The organism is Streptomyces sp. NPDC021093 (genome assembly GCF_044333135.1).
Taxonomy (GTDB): Bacteria; Actinomycetota; Actinomycetes; order Streptomycetales; family Streptomycetaceae; genus Streptomyces.
In genome coordinates, this window is record NZ_JBIRQJ010000002.1 from 217,139 (window position 1) to 239,470 (window position 22,332).

Sequence of the window (22,332 nt, forward strand, 5' to 3'; positions counted from 1 at the left end):
TTTGAGAGAGTGGGGGCATGAACGGTACGGACGGGAACAAGGCTCATGTGGTCGTCGTCGGCGGCGGAATCTCCGGACTCGCCGCCGCCCACCGGCTGGTCGGCTCCGGTGCGCGGGTGACCGTGCTGGAGGCCACGACCCGGCTCGGCGGCAAGCTGGAGGCCGGGGAGATCGCGGGCGCCCCCGTCGACCTCGGCGCCGAGTCGATGCTGGCCAGGCGGCCCGAGGCCGTCGACCTCGCCCGTGCGGTCGGGATCGGTGAGCGTCTGCAGCCGCCGTCCACCGCCAGTGCCTCCCTCTGGAACCGGGGCGAACTGACCCCGATGCCCAAGGGGCACGTGATGGGTGTGCCGGGGGATCCGGCCGTGCTGGGCGGGGTGCTGTCCGCCGAGAGCCTCGCCCGGATGGAGCAGGACCGCACCCTGCCCCGTACCGAGGTCGGCGACGACATGGCGATCGGCGAGTACGTCGCCGCCCGGCTCGGCCGCGAGGTCGTCGACCGGCTCGTCGAGCCGCTGCTCGGCGGCGTGTACGCCGGGGACGTCTACCGGACGTCGATGCGCGCCGCCGTACCGACCCTGTACGACGCGGCCACGTCGTACGACTCCCTGCTGGAGGGCGTGCGGGAGCTCCAGCGGCGCGCCGCCGACAACCAGCGGACCGGGCCCGTCTTCATGGGGATCGACGGCGGCATCGGCACCCTCCCCGACGCCGTCGCCGCCGCGGTGCGGGCCGGGGGCGGCCGGATCCTCACCGAGACGCCCGTACTGGAGCTGACCCGGACCGGGTCCCACTGGCTCGTCCGTACCGACAGCGAGATCCTGCGGGCCGACGGCGTCGTCCTCGCCGCCCCCGCCTGGTCCGCGTCCGCCCTCCTCGCCGACGAGTCGCCGGCCGCCGCTGCCGAACTCCAGGGCGTCGAGTACGCGTCGATGGCGCTGGTCACCATGGCCTTCGCCCGCAAGGACGTCGACGAAGTGCTGCCGGACGGCTCCGGGTTCCTGGTGCCGCCCGTCGACGGGCACACCATCAAGGCGTCCACCTTCTCCTCCCGCAAGTGGGGATGGGTGAGCGAGCACGCCCCCGACCTGTTCGTGCTGCGGACGTCCGTCGGCAGGTACGGCGAGGAGGAGCACCTGCACCGCGACGACCGTGACCTCGTCGACGTCTCGCTGCGGGACCTGGGCGCCGCCACCGGGCTCGCCGCGAGGCCCGTCGAGACCCGGGTCACCCGGTGGATCGGCGGGCTGCCCCAGTACCCCGTGGGCCACCTCTCCCGCGTCGCCCGCATCCGCGACGCCGTCGCGAAGCTGCCCGGACTGCGGGTCTGCGGAGCCGCTTACGACGGGGTGGGGATCCCCGCGTGCGTGGGCAGCGGGCAGCGGGCGGCCGACGAGATCACGGAAGAGATCTTGGCCACGCCCACCCTGGTGGAGGGCACGGCAGACGGCGCGGGACAATAGCCACATGACTGCTCAGGAGAACGCTGCGAACGAGGCCCCCGCCGCCACCGGCAAGGCCCCGAACGCCGGCAAGAAGGCCAAGGACCTCAACGAGGTCATCCGCTACACCCTGTGGTCCGTCTTCAAGCTGCGCGACGTGCTGCCGGAGGACCGCACCGGCTACGCCGACGAGGTCCAGGCGCTCTTCGACAAGCTCGCCACCGAGGACGTCACCGTGCGCGGCACGTACGACGTCTCCGGGCTGCGCGCGGACGCCGACGTCATGATCTGGTGGCACGCGGAGACCTCCGACGAGCTCCAGGCCGCGTACAACCTCTTCCGCCGCACCAAGCTGGGCCGCGCCCTTGAGCCGGTGTGGTCGAACATGGCGCTGCACCGCCCCGCCGAGTTCAACAAGTCGCACGTGCCGGCCTTCATCGCCGACGAGAAGGCGCGCGACTACGTCTCGGTCTACCCCTTCGTGCGCTCCTACGACTGGTACCTGCTGCCCGACGAGGACCGCCGCCGCATGCTCGCGGACCACGGCAAGATGGCCCGTGGCTTCCCGGACGTGCGCGCCAACACGGTGGCCTCGTTCTCGCTCGGCGACTACGAGTGGATCCTGGCCTTCGAGGCCGACGAGCTGTACCGCATCGTCGACCTGATGCGTCACCTGCGGGCCTCCGAGGCACGTATGCACGTCCGCGAGGAGGTGCCCTTCTACACCGGGCGCCGCAAGGACGTCGCGGACCTGGTGGCGGGGCTCGCCTGACCCTCCTTCACGTACGGACAAGTTTCGTACGTGCACGATGACTTGGTGACGTTCCTGGCGCGTATTCGCCAGGAACGCCACCCCAGCCCGGAAGATCAGACGGCCGCCGGAATCCTCTCGGGGAGGGCGTGCCTGTCCAGCGACACCGGGTTCGGCTCCTGGTGCGGCGCGCACGCTGCGCGCCGCACCGGCGTTTTTCCGGTCAGCAGGTACGTCTCCATGTGCTTGTTGACGCAGGCGTTCGCGCCGCCGCCGATGCCGTGCGTACCGGCGTCCTTCTCGGTGACCAGCGCGGCGCCCGGCAGCCGCTTCTGCAGCTCCAGGGCCCCCTTGTAGGGCGTCGCCGCGTCACGCTCGGCCGCCAGGATCAGCGTCGGCGGCAGGGCGCCCTTCGCGGCCCGTACGTCCACCGGCCGCTGCCGGGGCGCAGGCCAGTACGCGCACGGCAGGTTCATCCACGCGTTGTCCCAGGTCTCGAACGGGGCGCGCTGCGCCAGCCGGGAGTTGTCGCGGTCCCAGGTCCTGAAGTCGGTCGGCCAGCGCGCGTCGTTGCACTCGACGGCCGTGTAGACGGCGTTGCCGTTCTCGTCGTCCTTCGCCGCCTCGGGGCGGGGCGCGGCCTGCTCGATCAGCGGCTTCGGATTGCCCTTCAGATACTGCGAGAGGGCCGTGGCGCGCATCGCCCACACGTCGTCGTAGTAGCCCGCCTGCAGGTAGGCCCCCTGGAGCTGGCCGGGGCCGACCTTGCCGCCCGCGGGCTTGTGGGACAGCTCGGCGCGCACCTTCGCGTAGCTGTGCTGCACCGCTTCCGGGCTGTCGCCGAGGCCGTACGTCTTGTCGTGCTTGGCGACCCAGGTGCGGAAGTCCTCCCAGCGGTCCTCGAAGGCGGCGGACTGGTCGAGGTTGTTGCGGTACCAGATCTGGCCCGGGTCGGGGTTCACCACCGAGTCGAAGACCATGCGGCGTACGTGCGAGGGGTAGAGCGTCGCGTACACCGCGCCGAAGTAGGTGCCGTACGAGGCGCCCATGAAGTTGAGCTTCCGCTCGCCGAGTGCGGCGCGCAGCACCTCCAGGTCACGGACGTTGTTGAGGGAGTGGTAGTGCCGGAGCGCGGCGCCCGCCCTGCGGGCACAGCCCTGCGCGTAGGTCTTCGCGCGGGCGATCCGCTCCTTCTTGTACGAGTCGGAGGGGTGGACCGGCGACTGGGTGGGCGCCGCGGCGAAGTCCTTGGGGTCCGCGCACGAGAGCGGGGCGGAACGGGCCACGCCGCGCGGCGAGTAGCCCACCAGGTCGTACGCGGCCGCGATCTTCTTCCACTCGGGCATCCCGGAGACCAGCGGGAAGTACATGCTGGAGGCGCCGGGACCGCCGGGGTTGTAGACCAGGGCGCCCTGGCGGGCGACGGGCTTCCCCGACTTGGCGTCCTTGCCGCCGGCCTTCAGCCGGCTGACGGTCAGTTCGATCTGCTTGCCGCGCGGCTTCGCGTAGTCGAGCGGGACCCGGACCGTCCCGCACTGGACGGGGGCGGGCAGCTCCTCGGACGCCGGGCACTTGCCGAACTTCACGCCCAGGGCCTGGGCGCGCCCGGCGGCCAGCTCCGTGCCGTGTGCCTCGGCAGCCCCCTGGAAGGCCTCGGGAACCCCCTGGGAGGAGGGGAGTGCGGGGGCCGCGGTGAGGGCGGTCAGGACCAGGGAGCCGAGGGTGGTGGCGGCTCCGTACAGCGCTAGTGCTCTCATCGCGATCCCTTGTTCTGTGCCGATGTGTCGTGGCGCCGATTGCCATGGCGAACAAAAGGGATACTTGGCAAGGCAGTTGACGATGTAAAGCACCTGTGTGCGGTGTCGGGGTCATTGACCCCGATGCGCGGGGCGCGGGTGCGGCGCGGCCAGCGCGGTGCGCAGCTCCGGGTCGGGTATCGCCCGGGTGCCGGAGAGGGCGACGGAGACGAGGAGCGTCTGCTCGGGGGCGGGGCCCGTGAGCCGAGGCAGCTCCCGCAGGCGGGTCCGGCCGGTGGCGGTCGCCCACCGGGTGTACGGGTGGACCTCCATGCGGGCGACGGCCAGGCAGCCGAGGGTGAGGACCAGCGGCAGCGAGAACCACAGCGCGGTCCGTCCGCGCTCCGCCGGGTCCTGCGGCAGTACGAGCACCGACACGGCGGCCAGCGCCAGGACCAGGCAGGTCGCGCCGCGCACCGCCCGCACCCCGGCGGTCACCGCGTGCCGGGCGTGGGCCGGTACGGCGAGGCCCGACGCGACCAGCCGTTCGGAGAGTTCCCGCACGGCGTCGGCGGCGGCCACCGCGGCGCGTACCGCTGTCGTACGGCACTGCCCGTCGGGTCCGGCGGCTTCGATCGCCGCACGCTCCAGGGCGTTCGCCCCGTGCGGGGCGACGACGGTCGTCCAGCCGGTGTGGGCGAGCAGCAGCCTGCGGCCGGTGTGCATGGACAGCAGGGTCAGGGCGGCGACCCGGTCCGGGCCGCCGCTGAGGAAGGCCGCCTGGTGGAGCGTCAACCCGGCGTCCCCTGGCGGGACATCGGGCACCGCGTGGTCGACGGCCGCGACCGCGGTGGCGGCGAGGCAGAGCCGGGCGCAGGAGGCGATGGCCACGAACCAGGAGACGAGGAGGAGCAGGACCCAGAACATGGCGGATTTCTATGCGAGGCACGGGCCTTGCGCCATGGCGTGTCCATGATGTGAGCAGGGTGTTGTGGATCCGTTACCGAGGGTGGTGGGAAGTGTGGCGGGGTGGGTGCGTTTGTGCTGCCGCTCGACCGGGTGGTGGCGTGGTGCCAGGTCACGAGCTTCCTCCGCCTCCTCCCCCGCAGCCGCCGCCTCCACCCCCGCCTCCACCCCCGCCCCCGCAGCCCCCGCCGCCTCCGCCGGAGGAGCAGCCGCCTCCTCCACCTCCCGAGGAACAGCCGCCTCCTCCGGAACCCGGGCCTGAGCAGGCGCTTCCGCTGCCGCCCGAGCAGCCGGTGCCGCCGCCGCTCGCGCCGCCGCAGGCCGTGCCGGGGCCGCCGCCCGGGATCGTACCGGCGCACCAGACGTTCACGAGGGCCGCGACCTGGTCCGGCAGGTCGGACGAGAAGGAGGGCACGGGCGGCGGGCGGTGGCGGACCGCCGCGCGGAGCTGGTCGCGCAGTTCGGCGTCGGCGATCGCACGGATGCCACTGATGGCGACCTGCTGCGGCTGTGTCACGGCGTTCGACGGGTCGGCGCGGTACGCCTTCAGGGCCTGGCGGCCCGCTTTCGTCACCCGTCGCTTGGCGCGGGCCGTCATGGCGAAGCCGACCACCGCGCCGATGACGAGGACGGCGACGATCTGCAGGACGAACGGCAACGAGCGGTCGACGCCGTAGAGCTGCTCGTACTCGGTGTACTGGGGCCGGGGAACGAGCGCCTCGTCGAAGATCGTGTAGATCCCGGCGGCCGGAAGGGCGGCCAGACAGGTCACGCCCTGGACCATGCCCCAGCGCCGCCACTTGCGGGTCTCCCGCGGTGCGAGCAGCAGCCCGCGCCCGGCGAGGCCGTCGCCGATCTCCTGCACGGCGGGGTTGCGCATCGCCGCGTAACGGAGGCTGTGCAGCGCCCCGTTGGGGGCGGCTTCGTACTCCTGGAACAGGGCGCGCTGCACCGTGTCGCGGGCGCTCCTGCCGTCCATGACGACGACGCCGGGACCGCCGACGGCCAGCCGCCCGTCCTCGTGCAGGGCGGTCAGTGCGGTGTCCACCGCCCTGCCGGGGCCGCCGATCAGGAACGCGGCCTCCATGACGTCGTGCAGGGTGGCGTTGCCGGAGCCGTGGCGGCGCCGGGCGACGGTCAGGGTGACGACCAGGAGGAGCGTGGAGGCGGCGACGGTGAAGTTGACGACGACGGCCAGATTGTCGTTGTTCACGGTGGCTTCACCTCCTGACGAGGGCGGCGGCCGCGCGCGCGATGCGGGTGGTGCGGGTCGGCGGCCGGGCGTCGGTCCTGTCCTGCCACCAGTGCGTGAGGGCGCGGCGGGCGGCCGGGTCGAGCGTGGCGTGCACGAGGGCGTGCTCCGCGAAGTCGAGGGCGTCGCGGCGGTAGCCGGCCCTGAGCGGGCGGGTGCTCGCGTACGAGAAGAAGGCGGACCGGTAGCCGGTGCCGGGCGCGGTGCCGAGTATCTGGGGGAGTTCCGGGGCGACCTTGGCGACGATGTCGGCGCGCTTGGCGGTCAGGGCGCGGGCCTGCACGCGCAGCCGCGGCCCGTCGAAACCTTCGGGCACGGGCCCGGCGCCGACGAGGGCGTCGAGGAGGGCGGTCTGGGACAGGGCGAGGCGTTGCCTGGCGGGTTCGGGTGCCGCCTCGGGCGTGCGGGTGGGTGCCGCTTCGGGCGTACGGGTGGGCGCCGCTTCGGGCGTGCGTGCGGGCGCGGGGGAGTCCGAGGGCTTCTCGAACCCTCGGGGCTCCACCGGTTCCCCCCGCCGCCCGGCCGGGATGCGTGCCGTTTCGCGGATCAGCTCCAGTTCTGCCGCGAGTTCCTGCGCCGCCGGGAAGTTCTCGTCCCGCTCCAGCAGCACGCCCGGCGGGGCCACCCGTGAGCGCAGTGCGTCGAGGACCTTCAGGACCGGTTCGGTCACCGGGTGGGCGTGCGTGTCGTGCCAGACGCCGTCCCGTTCCGAGCCGCCCGCGACATGGACGTACGCGATCGATTCGAGCGGCAGCTCGTCCAGTGCGCGGGTCGGGTCCTCGCCCCGGTTGACGTGGTTCGTGTGCAGGTTGGCCACGTCGATGAGCAGGCCCACCCCCGTGCGCTCCACCAGCTCGGCCAGGAACTGACCCTCCGTCAACTCCTCGTCGGGCCAGGCGATCAGGGCCGCGATGTTCTCCAGTGCCAGCGGAACAGGCAGCTGGTCCTGCGCGATGCGTACGTTCTCGCACAGCACGCGCAGTGCGTCCCGGGTGCGCGGCACGGGGAGGAGGTGGCCCGCCTCAAGCACCGGCGAAGCGGTCTGCGGGCCACCCGCCCGTACGAACGCGATGTGCTCCGTCACCAGCGGAGCCCCCAGCGCCTGCGCGCGCGCCGCCAGGTCCGCGAGCCGCCCCGCGTCCGGGCGGTCGGCGCCGCCGATGCCGAGCGAGACGCCGTGCGGGATCACCTGCGTACCCCGGGCACGCAGCCGTCGCAGGGATTCGGGGAGGTGGCCGGGGCAGATGTTCTCCGCCACCACCTCCACCCAGTCGACGCCGGGCAGGGCCTCGATCGTGTCCGCGATCTCCGGGCGCCAGCCGATGCCGACCCCGAGGTGTGTCCGCCGGTCCATGTGTCCCCCTGTGTTCCTCCGTGCCGCGCCTGCGTGCTGCGTGAAGGGGTCATGGCCCCGACACGCGGCGCCGAACCCCGAGGAGGGGACGTTCAGAGGTTGATTTGAGGTTCCGGGCCCCGGCGGCCGGGCGTGGCTACTGCCGTGCCGCCGGGCTGCCGATCTCGCCCACCGGCGGTCCCGACGGCACCGACGTGAAGCTCTGCGTGCCCGTCGGCACCACCGGGGCAGGGACCGGGACCTGTCCGCCGGGGACCGGCGGTGGCGGCCCCGTGGGGCTGGCGGTGGCGGCCCCGGCCGCCTCGTTGGCGATCGCGTCGAAGTCGACCAGGCCGGTCGCCTCCAGCATGGTGATGTGGTCGAGGACGGTCTGGTTGGAGGCGTCCGCGAGCTGCCGGATCAGAGCGTTGCGGGTGCTGTTGCGGACCTGGGCGATCACCGCGAAGACCTTGCCGTGGGCGCGCCGCAGCAGGTTGGCGAAGAGGCGTTCGTACGTCTGCCCGGTCGCGGCCGTCAGCTCGCGCAGCCAGCCCTGCTGCTCCGGGGTCGGCTGGTTCGGCAGCTCCACGCCGAGCTGGGCGGCCACCGAGCGGGCCCGTGCGTCCAGATCGGTGTGCCCGACGACCAGATGGTCACCCGCCGCCTTGACCGACTGGCTGGGCGCCCGCTCGATCGCCTGCTGCCCGGCCGGCAGCTCCCACAGCCCGGCGAGGCGCACCTTCACCAGCAGGTCCCGGTCGACGGCCGACAGCGGCCCCCACTTGGTGCCCACGGTCGACGCCGCCAGGTTGGCCTGGCCGGTGCCCGTGCGGTCGGCGTACGACCAGACGGGGAAGGCGAGCGCGGCGAGCGTGGCGAGCAGGGCGACGACGACGAGCGCCGTGCCGTTGATGCGGCGCAACAGGGCCAATGCGGGGGTGGACAGGGCGGTGGACAGGGCGGTGGACCTGGACAAGGCTGCTCCCGGGCGCGGTACGAGGTACGCGGTGCGTCATGCGTGGTTGCGGTGCGTCGTGCTGCGGTACGCCGTCGAATCAATCGCCAAGTACCTTGATCCTTCAGGTACTTGGCGGCATTCATGGGTACGTGTGATGCACGCGACGCGTTCACGTGTGACGGGGGTGGCCTTCAGGTGCGCTCGCGCAGGAGGAACTTCTGTACCTTTCCTGCCGGATTGCGGGGTAGCGCGTCAACGATCTCCAGTCGCTCCGGCCAGTAGTGCTTCGTCACCCGGTGGGAGTCGAGATGCTCCTGCACGTCGGACAGACCGAGCTCCGCACCGGGACGGACCACCGCGAACAGGCAGGCACGCTCGCCGAGCCGTGGATCGGGCAGACCGACCACGGCGGCTTCGCGCACGGCCGGATGGGTGGCCATGAGCTGCTCGACGAGCCCGGCCGGAATCTTCTCCCCGCCGCGGTTGATCACGTCCTTGGCGCGGCCGGTGATCCGCAGGAAACCGGTCCGCTCCAGGACCGCGAGGTCACCGGTCCGGTACCAGCCGTCGTCGGTGAAGGCCTCGGCCGTCAGGCCGTCCCGCTGGGCGACGGGGTGCGGCTCCGGGCAGTTGTCCTGCGGGCAGCCGTCCCCCGGGCAGCCGTCCTCCAGGTAGCCGTCGAAGACGCAGGGCCCCGTCATTTCGAGGTGGCCCTCCCGCCCCGTGCCGAGGGCGGCGCCCGCGTCGTCGGTCACCCTGAGCCGCACGCCGTCCAGCGGGCGCCCGTCCGTGGCCGCGACGCTCGCCGGATCGTCGCCCGGCGCGGACAGCGTGGCCATGCAGGTCTCCGTGCTTCCCCAGGCCGCGCACACCTGCACGCCCAGGGTGCTGCGGGCGCGCTCCGCCACCGCGCGCGGCACCGAAGCGCCGGTGATCACGAAGGTCCGCAGCGACTTCGGCACCGGTGCGCCGGCGTCGACCGCGTCGACCATGTCGAGCAGGAACGGCGTGGACCCCTGCATGAACGTGCCGTGCCAGTCGTCGAACGCCCGCAGCGCGCGCCCCGCCTCCCAGACCGGCTGCACGATCTGCACCGCGCCGAGCAGCAGCGAGAGCCACATCCCGTAGAGGAACCCGCTGTGATGCGCCATCGGGGCGGCGATGTGCACCCGGTCGGCGGCCGTCAGGCCGAGCCTGTCGGCGGCGAGCGTGGCGGCCCGGTCGAGCGTGTCCATCCGGTGGGGCACGCCCTTGGGTTCGCCCGTGGTCCCGGAGGTGAAGAGCAGATGGGCGACGTGCCGGGCCGGGAGCGCCACCGGACGCGCGGTACTGCTGAGGGGCTCGGCCAGGGCCACGGACCTGGCGAGATCGTGGACCGCGACACTGCTTTCGTACGGTCCGCCTGGTCCGGCCGTTCCGACGAGAGGGTGTGTGTCGGGCGGAGTTCCCCGGGTCACCACGAGGTGCCGCAGCGCGCCGGTCCGGCCGGCCGCCGCCATGGCGGCCACTTCCGCCACCCGGTCGCGCCGCCGGAACGCTCGGGGCACGACCAGCACGCGCGCACCTGAACGCCGGAGGACGTGCGCGATCTCGTGCTCGCGGAGGCTGGGCAGCACAGGGCAGACCATCGCCCCCAGCCGCAGGGCCGCGAGGGAGACCGTGACGAAGTCGGCGGAGTTCGGCAGCTGGACGACGACGGTGTCACCGGTCCCGACCCCGAGCCAGGCCAGCACCGCTGCCGTACGGTCGGCCCGGTCGACGAGCTCCTGCCGGTCGAGCACCAAGTCGGCCCCGCCGTCGCGGAGTTCGACGAGCGCCGGCTCGTGGGGCCGGGCGAGCGCCCGCTCCCACACGGCGTCGGTGAGGGAGCGCCCGGTGGGGGAGTACGGGGTGGGGGAGTACGAGGTGATGTCGTTCCGCCCGCTCATCGTCGGACCCCCTGACCGCCCGATTCGTTCCGGCCCTCGACGTGTTCGGTGAGCCACCGCACGATGCGGCGGGCGTAGTCCTCCTGGTGGCTGAGGGGGCCGTTGTGCATGAACAGGTGCCCGCCCCCGGGGTAGCGCACCAGCTCCACCGGACAGCCCTCACTGCGCAGCGCGGTGAACCACTCCTCGCTCTGGCCGATCGGGTTCATGAGGTCGTTCTCCCCGTGCAGGAGGAGCGTGGGCGCCCTGACCTGCGAGACGTACGTCAGGGGTGAGCTGTTGACGTAACTCTCGGGCAGCTCCCGTGGCGTTCCGCCGAGGAGGGCGGGACCGGTCGTCGCCCCCAGCGACGACGTCCCGTACAGACTCAGCCAGTTGGAGACGCCCGCGACGCTGATGCCGGCGGCGAACCGGTCGGTCCTGGCGGTCAGCCAGTTCGTCATGAAGCCGCCGTGGCTGGAACCCATGACGGCGACGCGCCCCTCGGTCGCCTGCCCGTCGCGCACCATGCAGTCGAGGGCCAGGAGGAAGTCCTCCTCCTCGCTGAAGCCCAGGCGCCCCACGACACTGCGCATGAAGTCGGTCCCGTAGCCGTCGCTGCCCCGCGGGTTGAGCAGCAGGACGTTCCAGCCACGGTCGGCCAGGACCTGGTGGTAGAGGTGGCGCGGGGAGAAGAGGGGCCGCCACGCGTAGTCGGGCCCGCTGTGAATGTCGAAGAGCGTGGGCCCCGCGGTCCCGTCGGGGCGCCCCCGCAACAGGTATCCGTGCAGGTACGCGCGGTCCGCGCGGTCCGTGCGGTCCGTGCGGTCCGCCTGGTCCGTGCGGTCCGGATAGTCGAACCGGATCTCCTCGGCCACCGTCACGGGGATCCGCTCCGCCCACCTGTTGAGGTGTGTGATCCGGCGGTGCTCCGAGCTTCCCGGAACGGTCAGATAGACGTCGCCCGCCGTGTGGGCGTCACTGACGACGAGGGCCAGCGCACCGGCCCCGGCCGACGCGCTCATCCCCTGGACGACGGCGCTGTCGGCGGCGAACCATGGAGTCGCCTCGCCACCCGTGAGCGGAACGGAGTACACCCAGGTGCGCCCCGCGTCGCGCGCACAGAACAGGAGTTGCTCCGCGTCGAGGAACAGGACCGCGGGCGTGACCCCGCGCGCGGACGCCACCAGCCGCCGGTCGAACCCGGCCAGCAGGTCGACGGGATCCTTGCCGCGGTCGTCGACGCGGTAGAGGCTCGCCCGCCGGCAGGGGCCCGGCGTGGGCTGTCCCGCGAAGACGACCCGGCCGTCCGGCGTCCAGCCCGTCCAGACGACGGTGCCGCCCCAGTCGCTCACCGGCCGAAGGTCGCCCGTGGCGCGGTGCAGCGCGTACACGTCCGCGAGCGGCCACGCCTCACGGTCGGCCGGGCGGCTCACCCCGAGGCTGATCGTTTCCCCGTCCGGCGACCAGGCAGGGGCGTGCACGTCGAAGCTCCCGTGCGTCAGCTGCCGCACCTCGCTCGCGCCCCTGCTTGAGCCCCCGCTCGTGTCCGGCCGCACCACGTGCAGATGGCGCCGCGCCTCCGGTACCAGACCGACGCCGTCGATCTTGTAGCCGAGGTCCTTGATGACCCGGGGGCTGCCGTTCCTCGTGCTCCCGGTCTCGGTCTCGTCCTCGGCGGCCGCGACGAAGGCGAGTTCGGTGCCGTCCGGTGACCACATCAGGTGGCTGACGGCCTTCAGGCCGCCGGCCAGGGAACGTACGGAGTGCTCGGTGGCGGACCACAGGAGCAGCGAGGTGCCCGGCCTTCCGGCCTCCCGCCCGAGATGGGCGAGCCACCGGCCGTCCGGCGACCAGCACGGGGCGTCCGCCCCGGCCGGGGCGACCACTTCGGGCTCGCTCGCGCCCTCGCCCTCACCCTCGTCTTCTCGCTCGGTGACGCTCTGCACGGTGAGGGTGGACGTCCACCGGTCCGCCGACTCGTCCGCCCGGCGGACGACGATCGCCACTCTGCTGCCGCAAGGGCTCAGCGCGACCTGCTCGGCGGTACGAAAGCGCCGGGAGTCGGTGAGTTCCAGCCTCAACTGCGCTTCTGCCGCATGCGATTGAGCCCACCTCGTGATTTTCACGGCGGCAGGCTAACAGCCGGGATCATGGGATTGAAGGGACCGGCCGGGGGCCTCAAGCAGTCCTCAACTCGTCTGTGCAGAAAGGGGATTGGGGCCCTTCATCCGGCAGCTGCGGCCTTGGTCAAGGCCGCCTCGATCCTGCGGTTCGTCGTCATGGGCGCGGTGACCAACGTGGCGACGGCGAGCAGCGCCGCACCGATCAGATACGGGGCGTGCAGACCGGCGACCGTCGCCAGGTAGCCGCCGAGCAGCGCGCCCAGCGGCGTGGGGGCCACAGCCATCAGACGAGCGGCGGCGGAGACCCGTCCCATCAGCGCGTCCGGCACGACGGCCTGGCGGATCGAGGGCCCCAGCACCATCGTGAGACCGAACGCCGCGGCCCGGAAGGTCATCGCGGCGGCCGCAGGCAGGGGAGCGGTGCACATGCCGAGGGCGAATTGGCTGCCGGTCAGGACGACGGCCCCCAGGATCAGCGCTCCACCGGTCCCCATGCGGTCCCGGAACCAGCCCGCCGCCACGGCTCCCAGCAGGCCGCCGACCGCCTCCGAGGTGAGCAGGAACCCGTAGCCCACCGGGCCGAGGCCCAGTTCCTCCTGGGCGAACAGGACGAACACCGCGGTGCCCGCACTGAAGGCGAGATTGCCGAAGGCGGGACGCAGTGCGAGACCGAGGAGCAGGGGGTCGCGGAACAGGTGCACGGCACCGGCGCGCGCGTCGGCGAGCAGCGAGCCCTTGGCGGTGCGGCTCTTCGGCGGAGTCCTCGGCAGCGAACGGATGACCAGCGCGCTGAGCAGGAACGACAGCGCATCGGCGACGAAGGGTGCGGCACGGCTGAGGAAGAAGAGCGCGGCGCCGGCCGGCGGGCCGAGGAAGCCGTGCGCGGCGGTCTGGGTGCTCTGCAGCCGCGCGTTGGCGCTCTGCAGCAGTGCCGGGTCCCGCTGGAGGACCTCGGGCAGGTACGCGGCGGCAGCCGTGTCGAACAGGATCTGACCGATGCACAGGAGGAACGCGACGACCACGAGCAGGGGCACGTCGATCAGGCCGAGGGAGACGGCACCCGAGGCGGCGACGAGCAGTGCCGCACGCGCGGCGTCGGACATCCACATGGTGCGCCGGCGGTCCCAGCGGTCCACCAGGGCGCCGCCGACGAGGCCGAAGAACAGCCACGGCAGCCGGGAGGCCGCGGCGACCACCGAGATCACCACCGGGTCGCGCGTCACGCCCGCGGCCACGAGCGGCAGCGCGGTCACATAGATGCCGTCACCGAACGCCGATACGCCGGAGGCGACCCAGACCCGCCGGAACGCCTTCGGTAAAGCCGGCTTGCCGCTCATGCCCGCGCCCCGTCCCCCGGCTTGCCGGTCGTGCCCGTTCCCCGCCTGCCCGGCTGGCCGGTCACTCCCGCTCCCCGCCCGCCCGGCCTGCTGCTCGTGCCCGTTCCCCGCCCGCCCTGCCGGTCATGCGCGCCCCCGTCCCCGGGCTTGCTGCTCGTGCCCGTTCTCGGCTCGCCCGGCTCACCGGTCGTGCCCGTACCCCGGCCCGCTGGATATACCCGCTCCCCGTCCCCCCGGCCCGCCGGTCACGTCCGCTGTCCGCTCCAGGGGCGGGTCCTGCGGGTTCCCTCGACCGCGACGGTCATCCCCGGGGCGATCTCCGTGAAGCCCGCGTCGTGCACCACCGGCAGGTCCGACCCGGTCAGTTCCCGCCACCGCGCCGCCGGTGCCGTACGCACGGACAGTGGGAAGCCCGCGTCGCGCCAGGCGGCCCGGTCCACCTCGTCCAGGTCCCACCAGGCGAGCTGCGCACCGTGCCCGGCCTGCGCCATCGACTTGCCCGCCGACATGTCGAGGTGCGGGTTCATCCACAGCACCAGCCCGCCGGGCTCCGGTTCGCCCGGTTCCCGGGGGTCGTCCAGATCGGTCCCCGACACCTGGAGCTTGGCCAGCTCCTTCGGCCAGCCGTCCAGCGGGACCGGCGGGAAGACCCGTACCTCGGCATTCTTGCCGGTGACCGTGATCCCCGGCAGCGCCGACGCCTTGCGCCACTCGGCGCCGCGCGCCCGCCGCACCACCTTGCGGATCCGGGCGTCCTGCCAGTCCCGCATCGCCCGGGCCCACTCGCCGGCGTCCTCGCCCGCGCCCTGCGACCGCTCGTCGGACAGGATCACCAGCACCGCCCGTGCCGCCGTCTCCAACGCGTCGGTACGGGCCGGGGGATCGGCCTTCTCGATGTGCACGACGAGGGGGAGTACGTACTGGGGCGCGTCGTCACGCGGATCGGGAGCGTTGCCCGGATCAGGAGTGTCGCGGGGGGCGGCGGAGGACGGACCGGGGGTGTCGTGGCTGATCATTCGGCCAAGTTTGCCAGGGCGTGACGCCGGGCTCCTTGTGGGACCAAAACCGGGCAAGCGAGGATGTGTACATGAAGAGCGATCTTTTTGCGTCAGAGAACATGGCCCAGCCGGCGACCGTCGCCGGCATGACCCTGCAGAACGCCAAGTCGGTGAAGTACGTCGTCAACGGCGAGATGCACGCCCGCCAGGGCGCGATGATCGCCTACCGCGGCAACCTCCAGTTCGAGCGCAAGGGCCAGGGCATCGGCGGCATGCTCAAGCGGGCCGTCACCGGCGAGGGACTGCCGCTGATGGCCGTGCGCGGCCAGGGCGAGGCGTGGTTCGCGCACGAGGCGCAGAACTGCTTCATCGTCGACATGGAGCAGGGCGACGCCCTCACCGTCAACGGCCGCAACGTGCTCTGCTTCGACTCCACGCTGTCGTACGAGATCAAGATGGTGAAGGGCGCAGGCATGACCGGCGGCGGCCTCTTCAACAGCCTCTTCACCGGGTACGGCAAGCTCGCCGTCGTGTGCGACGGCAGCCCGCTGGTCATCCCGGTCACCGGGCACCTGCCCGTGTACGTCGACACGGACGCCGTGGTCGGCTGGAGCGCCCAGCTCAACACCTCGCTGCACCGCTCGCAGTCGGTCGGCTCGATGATCCGCGGCGGCTCGGGCGAGGCGGTGCAACTCATGCTGCAGGGCGAGGGGTTCGTGATCGTACGCCCCAGCGAGCTCACCCAGACGAAGCCGACGGCGAACTGAAACTCATCGGGGTGGGCCGCCGCTACGGCCTCGGCGGGGACTGGGTGCTCCGCCGCATCGAACTGGAACTGCTCCCCGGCTCCCTGGTCCGCTTTCAAGGAGCCAACGGCACTGGAAAATCAACTCTGTTGAGGGTCCTGGCCGGGATCGACGCGCCCACCGAAGGGCGGATCGAAGTCCGCCCCCGCAGGGTGGGTTACGTCCCCGAGCGCTTTTCCGCCGCACTGCCCTTCACCGCGCACGGCTACCTGGTCCACCTCGGCCGCATCCACGGCCTGGGTCGCGCCGAGGCCGTGGAACGGGCGGGGGAGTGGCTGGAGCGATTCGGGGCGGCGGGCCACGCCCGTACCCCGGTGTCCGAACTCTCCAAGGGCACCGCCCAGAAGGTGGCCGTCGCACAAGCCCTGCTCGCCGCACCGGAGTTGCTGGTGCTCGACGAGGCGTGGACCGGCCTCGACGAGACGGCGAGGGGCGAGCTGGACCGGGTGGTGGCGGAGCGCGTCACGGCCGGGGCGACGGTCGCGTTCGTCGACCACGACCCGCGACGGCTCGCGGGAGTCGTGGACACGGTGTACCGGGTGGAGGGGCTCGGGCTGGTCCCGGCCAACTCCTCCACAACGGACGTCACTTCAGGGCCGCAGGTGCGGATCCTGGCGGTCGGGCCGCAGGGGTCCGCCGTACCGGCGGGGCTGCCGGGCGCGCCGTCGGCGGTACCGCAGGCCGACGGGGGCACGACGCTGACCGTGGCAGCGGTGCACTCCGACGGGGTGCTGCGGGCACTCCTCGGCGCCCGGCCGCCGTGGCACGTACGGGAGGTCGTGGCGCTGGACGACGCGTCCGCGCACAGTGAGCACAACGAACCGGAACGGGAACAGGCGTGAACGCACTGCTGCGGTACCAACTCGCCCTGCTCGCAAGGTCGCAGCGGTGGATCGCCCCCGTCCTCCTCTACGCGGCCTTCCTCGCCATCGGCGTGCAGGGCGGCCAGCCCGTCCTCGACTCGCTCGGTTACGGCGCCGCCGTCCTGCTGCCCGTCGCTGCCTGGCTCGTCCGGGTCTGCGTCACCAACGAACCCCCGGCGGCCCGGCACTGCGCCGCCGCGGCCACCACCCCGGCCCGCGTGCACCTCGCCTCGCTGCTGGCAGCGGCCGGCAGCACGGCGGCGCTCGGCGCGCTGGGCACCGCGTTCGTGGTGCTGATCAGCAGATGGACGGACACCGACGGCGGCGTCCGCGTCTCCCCGCTGTCCGCGGCGGCGGCCGGGCTGCTCGCCGCTTTCACCTGCGCGCTGCTCGGCACGGCCGTCGGCGCGCTGTGCAACTGGCCGCTACTGCGCGGCACCGGCTGGAGCATCGCGCTCACCGCACTCGGTGCGCTGCTGGTGCTGGTCACCGTCGGTTCGCCCGCCCGTGCGGCGGTGACAGGCCTGGTCAGCGGGTCGCACACCGCGAGGGTCGGGCTTCCTCTGCTGCCGTTCGCCGTGGCGGCACTGCTCGCGTGCGCGGCGGGCGCGGTGGCCTGCCGACTGTCCTCCCGGCGCAGCTGAAGAGGGGCGGGTCCTTCAGGTAGGTTAGGGTCACCTCACCACAGCGAGGGAGACGGTCACGCATGTCCTCAACGACCGCTGGCGCACCGCACGTTCAGGGAAACGCGGAGTGGGTGACCACACGCGACGGCCGCAAGCTGTACGCGATGGTGCTGCCGGGGCCGGGTGAGGGGCCGTCCCCGGACGAGGCTGCCGAGGACGCCCCGACCGTCGTCTTCGAGGCGGGCGCGGCGACCACCCGTTCCTCCTGGGCGCTGGTGCAGCCCCTGGTGGGCAAGTGGGCGCGGGCGGTCGTCTACGACCGCGCCGGGCTCGGCCGCAGCCCCGCCGACCCGGGTCCCCGGACGCTGCGCCGGATGGCGGACGACCTGGAGGACCTGCTCGACCACTTCGGCCCCGGCCCCTTCGTCCTCGTCGGGCACAGCGCGGGCGGGCCGATCGTGCGCCTCGCCGCCGCCGGACGCCGGGAGCAGGTCCCCGACGAGGCCCACGCCCAGATCCGTGGCCTGGTGCTCGTCGATCCCACCGACGAGGGCGTCGACCTGCTGTTCCGGCCCGGTTTCCGCCGGGCCGAGCGCGCCGTCATCGCGGTCAACCTGCTGCTGGCACGGCTCGGACTGCTCGGCCGTCTCTACGCCCCGCTCGCCGCCGGGCTGCCGGACGACGCGCGGCGCGACCTGCGGAGCGAGGGATTCACCGTCGGGCTGGTACGGACCCAGCGGGCCCAGGCCCGTACCTTCCTCGACGAAGTCGCCGCCTTCCGCACGACGCCGCCCGACCTCAAGTCCCTTCCCGTCACGGTGATCTCCGGGAAGCTCGCGGGCGGCGGCATGAACGCGGCCACCCGCGCCGCCGTCAACGCGGCACACGCCCGCTCGGCCGCGGCCGCCTCGCCCGGCAAGCACGTGATCGCCGAGCGGTCCGGCCACTACGTTCCGCTCACCGATCCGGACGTGATCGCCGAGGAGATACGCCTGCTCGCCACCGGGACAGCCGCAGAACCCCGGCCCTGGGGTCCGCGCCCCTAGCTCCGCCCGATGAGCTCCGACACTTTCACGAACCGGTACCCCTTCTTCCGTAGTTCCGGCACGACCCGCCGCAGCGCCTTCTCCGTCACCGGCGCCGCACTGCGGGTGCAGTGCATCACCACCAGCGAGCCAGGCTTCACCCCGGCCAGCACCTGCTCCGCCACCGCGTCCGCGTCCGTCGCGAACGCGTCACCGCTGACCACGTCCCACTGCACCGCCGTCACCTTGGCGGGCCCGAGGGTGCGCAGCGCCCGGTCGTCGTAACACCCGCCGGGGAAGCGGAAGTACGGCACCACATTGCGTGCCCCCGCCTTCCGGAACGCGGCGAACGCCCGGTCCACGTCCGCCCTCATCGCGTCCGGGGCCACGGTCGGCAGCCCGTAGCAGGGCGACTTGAAGGCGTGATGGCTGTACGAGTGGTTGGCGATCTCGAAGAGCGGGTCGGTGCCGATCGAGCGCGTCTGGGCCGGGTACTCCTCGGCCCACCGCCCCGTCATGAACACCGTCGACGGCACCTTCCAGCGGCGCAGCGAGGCGATCAGCTCCGGATTGTCGAAGTGCTCGCCGCGTGCCGCGCGCGGGCCCTGGTCGGCGGTCATGTCCGCGTCGAAGGTGAGCGCGACGACCTTCTCCTGGCCTGCGCCCCTGTTGCGGTGGGCGCGGGCCCGCTCGAAGACGGGCGTGAGACCGCCGGGCCCGGCCGCGACGGTGGGCGGCGCGGCCGGGGCGGGCGACGCGGGGGACGCGGACGGGGACAGCGGCGGGGACACGGGCGCGGAGGTCGACCGGTGTGGCTGTGGGGCGCTGCTGCCGTCACCGGCCCGGTCGGCCCCGTCCGTTCCGCACCCCGTGAGGACCGTACCCAGAACCGCCGCTGCGATCATTCTTCGTACAAAAGTGGTCACTCACGGAAAGTAGCCGATCATTTCCCGCCGTCAGGTCAGCGGCACGGATCCCTGTGCATCAGTAATACTCTCCAAGTGACTTCACTTCTTACACCGGGCGCTGCGCAGGGCGACGGGATCCGCATCCGCCGGGCCACCGCCCGCGATGCCAAGCGCCTCACCCGCCTCGTCCGCACCTCCCGCGCCTACGAGGGTCCGTACGAGTCGATGGTCGCGGGCTACCGGGTCGGCCCGGACTACATCGAGCACCACGAGGTGTACGCGGCCGAGTCGGGGGAGGGACAGGTGCTCGGTTTCTACGCGCTGGTCCTCGACCCGCCCGAGCTGGACCTGATGTTCGTCGCGGACGCGGCCCAGGGCCTCGGCATCGGCCGCCGTCTGATCGCCCATCTAGCCGAACGCGCCCGCGAGGCGGGTCTGACGGAGGTGCGGATCGTCTCGCACCCGCCGTCGGAGGGCTTCTACCGCAGCGTCGGCGCCGAACCCGTCGGCACGGTCGCGGCCAACCCGCCCGCCGTGCTCTGGGACCGCCCCGAGCTCGTGATCCGCTTCTAGGGCCGGGGAGCGTGGGGTCTGTCGGCGAGGAGGTCCTTCGTGCCGGTGAGGTAGCCGGCCTGGAAGCGGCTCTCCGCGCTGAGGTCCTTGAAGATCTCGGCGATGTACTTGCGGCAGGTGCGCAAGGAGACGCCGAGGCGACGGGCGATCGCGTCGTCCTTCAGACCCTCGCTGAGCAGACTGAGGATCGTGTGCGCCAGATCGGCACGGACCGTCCTGTCCTGGTCCGTTGGGCTGTAGGGAACCGCGATGCCCCATGAATGGTCGAAGGCGTTGCAGAGGAAGGCGACCGTGGAGGGGTCCCGGACGACGACGGCGCCGCCGTTCGCCTCGTGGTGCGGGAGGAACACGACCGAACGGTCGAAGGCGATCATGCGGCCCAGGAGTTCGGGGAGCGTGCGCACCTGCGCCCCTGCGGCGGTGACGCGTTCGGCATACTCCTGCGTCGGCGCGTGGCGGCGCGAGGTGTGCTGATAGAGGGAACGCATCTGAACGCCGCGCTGAAGCATCGCCAGATCGCGTTGGAACGCCTCTTCCAGTTCTCCGGCCGGGCGGCCGCCGCCCGGCTGCGAGGTCATCAGCTCATGGCGGCAACCGGCGCTGGCCTGCTGGATCAGGGAGATGGCGGCGTCGAGCGAGTCCACGATCTCCAGAGGCGCCGTTCTGACCTCGTTGTCCGTGCCCGCCGCGTAGAGCGCGGCCAGTGAGTCCATGGTGTCCCAGACGGAGTACAACTCGGCCAGTCCGCGGCGCAGCCGTGATTCATTGGCCGCCACTTCGGCTGCCAGCATCTGAGGATCGACCGCGTTCCAGACGGGCTCGGGCGCTTCCGGGTCGGATCCCGCGGTCAGCGGCTCGGCCAGGCGGAACAGTGAGATGGACGCCAGGGCGGATGCGGACCTGGCCACTTGCTCGCGAGGCAGGCCGAGAGCCGCCGCGGCATCAGCGACAACCAGACAACCATGGGTAACAGCCCACCCGTACACCTGCATGTCCACGGCATTGAGGCGTTGCAACCGGGCCTGATTGCCCGTTGTGTGGGTGTTGGTCATCATGTGCCTGCCTTGCAGCTTGGTGTTGGACACCATGATGAAGGCCAATCCTCTGGACTGAAATAGCTATCCGTTGTGATCCTGCTTCAAGAGCCGGGCGCCACTTCGCGCCGGCTGACAGAAAATGCCCGGGGGAACATCGTGAATGCCACGCGCCGAATCTCGGCGATAACACTGTCACTGGCGGCACTTGTTGTCGCAGCCACGGTCGCGGTCGCTGGATCGACCGGCGGGGGAACTTCACCGCAATCCGTTAATGCTGTGAGCAAGGTCACTGAGGTCGTTGTGTCGATTCCCCAGTCCGACACGGGCTGGAGCTAGCTTCCGCGAAGCTGCCCGTTGAGTATTCGCAGCTTTCCTGGATAAGTCGAGTCGCCATCGGCGGCCCGTGACGCAGTGGGGCGAAATCCTGGCGCACGGGTTGAATTGTCCGCATTGCCGGGTTGTCTGAGCCAGGTGCATCCTGTGGCCGGCGTCGGCCCGGTGCTGACTTTTTGCGATCGACTGCGCTCCCCTTTCACCACCTATTTCTCCGAGCCAAGGTTTCTCGTGCCGAACCTGAGATTCGTAAACGCCGAAGAGACAGTGGAATTCGACGGAAAAGTTGAATTGAAAGAGATGGGCGACTTCATCACGTTCGGCTGTAGATCCGGAAAGTGCGGGATCTGCTCCGTGCGGGTCGTCAGTGGTGCGGAGAACCTGTCGCCCAAGACCTCTCACGAGGAACGTCTCTTTGCGCTGCTCAAGGAGTCCGACCCAGCCGTTCGCCTGGCTTGCCAAAGCCGGGCGCACGGTGACGCTGTCCTGTTCGAAATCAACTAGTGGAGACATCAAGATGGAAAACACGAACCGCCTGACCGACCGCGCGCTGCTGCGTCCGAAGCCTTTCCTGTCCAGTGAGGAGAGCAAGCGGACCAAGGAAGAGATCGACTCCTTCCTGGACGCGAAGATGGAGGAGTGGAACGACACCGTTCCGTATGCGCGTCACCTGGAGGGCAGCGAGGTCAACCTGCCCTACTACAAGCAGACGCTGGTGGAGCACGCCTGGCGCATCCGCCTCATGCGCACCGCGCAAGCCAATGCTCTCCACAAGATCACCCGTATTAACGCCGAGGCCGCCCAGCTCTACGCGGCCTATCAGGACGAGGAGATGCTGCACGACGTCCTGTTCCTCACGGACGCCGAGAAGGTGGGGCTCTCCGCCGAGCAGGTCTTCGCGACCGAGCCGAACTTCAACACCCGGCTGCTCGCGGGATACCTCTACTTCGTCGCGGAGCACGAGAAGCCGCTGGGCGTCATCTGCTACAGCTACCTGGTGGAATACACCACGCAGACGATTACCCCGAAGCAGATCAAGGCGATGTCCGAGTCCCTGGGCAAGGACCTGATCGTGGGTCAGGCCGCCCACCTGAACACGGACATCGTCGAGGACCACACGCAGGACATGTGGGACATCCTGAGCCTCTTCATCGAGAGCGAGCAGGACATCGTCGACATCAAGCGGTACATGGCGGAAATTCAGGAACTCCTGAAGATGTTCTTCGTCGACCTCTACGAGCGTTTCGCCTCCGAAGCTCCCCAGGCTGCCTGAGCACACACCTGCATACGACTCGGCCGGCCCCCACCCCCGGGCCGCCTTGCCGCCCGGGGGCGGGGCTCTGTCTCAGGACGAC

Annotated in this window: 20 protein-coding genes; 9 read left to right on the plus strand and 11 right to left on the minus strand. The window is 71.7% G+C overall.

The annotated features are described in order from the left end of the window. The first annotated feature begins 17 nt into the window (after positions 1-17). Positions 18-1,463 (plus strand): protoporphyrinogen oxidase, encoded by a 1,446-nt coding sequence (hemG, locus tag ACH4SP_RS06065; protein ID WP_398410029.1) that lies wholly within the window; start codon positions 18-20, stop codon positions 1,461-1,463. 4 nt (positions 1,464-1,467) lie between these two features. Then, entirely contained in the window at positions 1,468-2,214 is a 747-nt protein-coding gene (hemQ, locus tag ACH4SP_RS06070) for a hydrogen peroxide-dependent heme synthase (protein WP_398410032.1), read from the plus strand. Positions 2,215-2,309: 95 nt separating this feature from the next. On the opposite strand, the gene ACH4SP_RS06075 is transcribed toward hemQ, so the two are convergent. From ACH4SP_RS06075 to ACH4SP_RS06115, 9 genes are all read right to left on the minus strand, one after another. Beyond that, a complete protein-coding gene (locus ACH4SP_RS06075) occupies positions 2,310-3,950 on the minus strand; it encodes an alpha/beta hydrolase (RefSeq protein ID WP_398410037.1) in 1,641 nt (546 codons plus the stop codon). A 111-nt stretch (positions 3,951-4,061) separates the two neighbouring features. Continuing rightward, positions 4,062-4,856, minus strand: a complete 795-nt coding sequence (locus ACH4SP_RS06080; RefSeq protein WP_398410039.1) for a TIGR04222 domain-containing membrane protein — start codon at positions 4,854-4,856, stop codon at positions 4,062-4,064. A 151-nt stretch (positions 4,857-5,007) separates the two neighbouring features. Beyond that, the gene (locus ACH4SP_RS06085) at positions 5,008-6,108 is read right to left on the minus strand and encodes a TIGR04222 domain-containing membrane protein (RefSeq protein WP_398410043.1); all 1,101 of its coding nucleotides are present in this window, start codon (positions 6,106-6,108) and stop codon (positions 5,008-5,010) included. 7 nt (positions 6,109-6,115) lie between these two features. After that, positions 6,116-7,501, minus strand: a complete 1,386-nt coding sequence (locus ACH4SP_RS06090; RefSeq protein WP_398410049.1) for a DUF692 family multinuclear iron-containing protein — start codon at positions 7,499-7,501, stop codon at positions 6,116-6,118. Between the two features lie 136 nt (positions 7,502-7,637). After that, positions 7,638-8,402: a DUF4142 domain-containing protein gene (locus ACH4SP_RS06095; RefSeq protein ID WP_398411752.1), complete on the minus strand. Its 765-nt coding sequence runs from the start codon at positions 8,400-8,402 to the stop codon at positions 7,638-7,640. A gap of 227 nt (positions 8,403-8,629) precedes the next feature. Continuing rightward, a complete protein-coding gene (locus ACH4SP_RS06100) occupies positions 8,630-10,366 on the minus strand; it encodes an AMP-binding protein (protein ID WP_398410053.1) in 1,737 nt (578 codons plus the stop codon). Further along, positions 10,363-12,474, minus strand: a complete 2,112-nt coding sequence (locus tag ACH4SP_RS06105) for a S9 family peptidase (protein WP_398410058.1) — start codon at positions 12,472-12,474, stop codon at positions 10,363-10,365. Before ACH4SP_RS06105 ends, ACH4SP_RS06100 begins: the two co-directional genes overlap by 4 nt. Before the next feature lie 98 nt (positions 12,475-12,572). Next, a complete protein-coding gene (locus ACH4SP_RS06110; protein WP_398410060.1) occupies positions 12,573-13,808 on the minus strand; it encodes an MFS transporter in 1,236 nt (411 codons plus the stop codon). A gap of 245 nt (positions 13,809-14,053) precedes the next feature. Further along, on the minus strand, positions 14,054-14,824 hold the full coding sequence (locus ACH4SP_RS06115) for a peptidyl-tRNA hydrolase (protein WP_398410062.1): 771 nt from the start codon (positions 14,822-14,824) through the stop codon (positions 14,054-14,056). Positions 14,825-14,895: 71 nt separating this feature from the next. Between ACH4SP_RS06115 and ACH4SP_RS06120 the strand changes: the two genes are divergently transcribed. The 4 genes from ACH4SP_RS06120 (at position 14,896) to ACH4SP_RS06135 (ending at position 18,147) form a co-directional block, all read left to right on the plus strand. After that, the gene (locus tag ACH4SP_RS06120; protein WP_398410066.1) at positions 14,896-15,573 is read left to right on the plus strand and encodes an AIM24 family protein; all 678 of its coding nucleotides are present in this window, start codon (positions 14,896-14,898) and stop codon (positions 15,571-15,573) included. Then, complete coding sequence (locus ACH4SP_RS06125) at positions 15,570-16,454, plus strand: ATP-binding cassette domain-containing protein (RefSeq protein WP_398411754.1); 885 nt, start codon at positions 15,570-15,572, stop codon at positions 16,452-16,454. The genes ACH4SP_RS06120 and ACH4SP_RS06125 overlap by 4 nt, the downstream gene beginning before the upstream one ends. Then, positions 16,451-17,119, plus strand: coding sequence for an ABC transporter (locus ACH4SP_RS06130; protein ID WP_398410070.1), 669 nt, complete (start codon positions 16,451-16,453; stop codon positions 17,117-17,119). The genes ACH4SP_RS06125 and ACH4SP_RS06130 overlap by 4 nt, the downstream gene beginning before the upstream one ends. Before the next feature lie 113 nt (positions 17,120-17,232). Continuing rightward, the gene (locus ACH4SP_RS06135; RefSeq protein ID WP_398410076.1) at positions 17,233-18,147 is read left to right on the plus strand and encodes an alpha/beta fold hydrolase; all 915 of its coding nucleotides are present in this window, start codon (positions 17,233-17,235) and stop codon (positions 18,145-18,147) included. Here the strand turns inward: ACH4SP_RS06135 and ACH4SP_RS06140 are convergent. Next, a complete protein-coding gene (locus ACH4SP_RS06140; protein ID WP_398411757.1) occupies positions 18,144-19,031 on the minus strand; it encodes a polysaccharide deacetylase family protein in 888 nt (295 codons plus the stop codon). The genes ACH4SP_RS06135 and ACH4SP_RS06140 overlap by 4 nt on opposite strands. Before the next feature lie 96 nt (positions 19,032-19,127). Between ACH4SP_RS06140 and ACH4SP_RS06145 the strand changes: the two genes are divergently transcribed. Beyond that, positions 19,128-19,607, plus strand: coding sequence for a GNAT family N-acetyltransferase (locus ACH4SP_RS06145; protein WP_398410081.1), 480 nt, complete (start codon positions 19,128-19,130; stop codon positions 19,605-19,607). On the opposite strand, the gene ACH4SP_RS06150 is transcribed toward ACH4SP_RS06145, so the two are convergent. After that, positions 19,604-20,695 (minus strand): LuxR family transcriptional regulator, encoded by a 1,092-nt coding sequence (locus tag ACH4SP_RS06150; RefSeq protein WP_398410084.1) that lies wholly within the window; start codon positions 20,693-20,695, stop codon positions 19,604-19,606. The genes ACH4SP_RS06145 and ACH4SP_RS06150 overlap by 4 nt on opposite strands. Positions 20,696-21,124: 429 nt before the next feature. On the opposite strand from ACH4SP_RS06150, the gene ACH4SP_RS06155 reads away from it, so the two are divergent. Together ACH4SP_RS06155 and ACH4SP_RS06160 are read left to right on the plus strand one after the other, a co-directional pair. Next, on the plus strand, positions 21,125-21,481 hold the full coding sequence (locus ACH4SP_RS06155; protein WP_398410089.1) for a 2Fe-2S iron-sulfur cluster binding domain-containing protein: 357 nt from the start codon (positions 21,125-21,127) through the stop codon (positions 21,479-21,481). A gap of 13 nt (positions 21,482-21,494) precedes the next feature. After that, entirely contained in the window at positions 21,495-22,250 is a 756-nt protein-coding gene (locus ACH4SP_RS06160; protein WP_398410094.1) for an iron-containing redox enzyme family protein, read from the plus strand. Positions 22,251-22,332 lie beyond the last annotated feature (82 nt).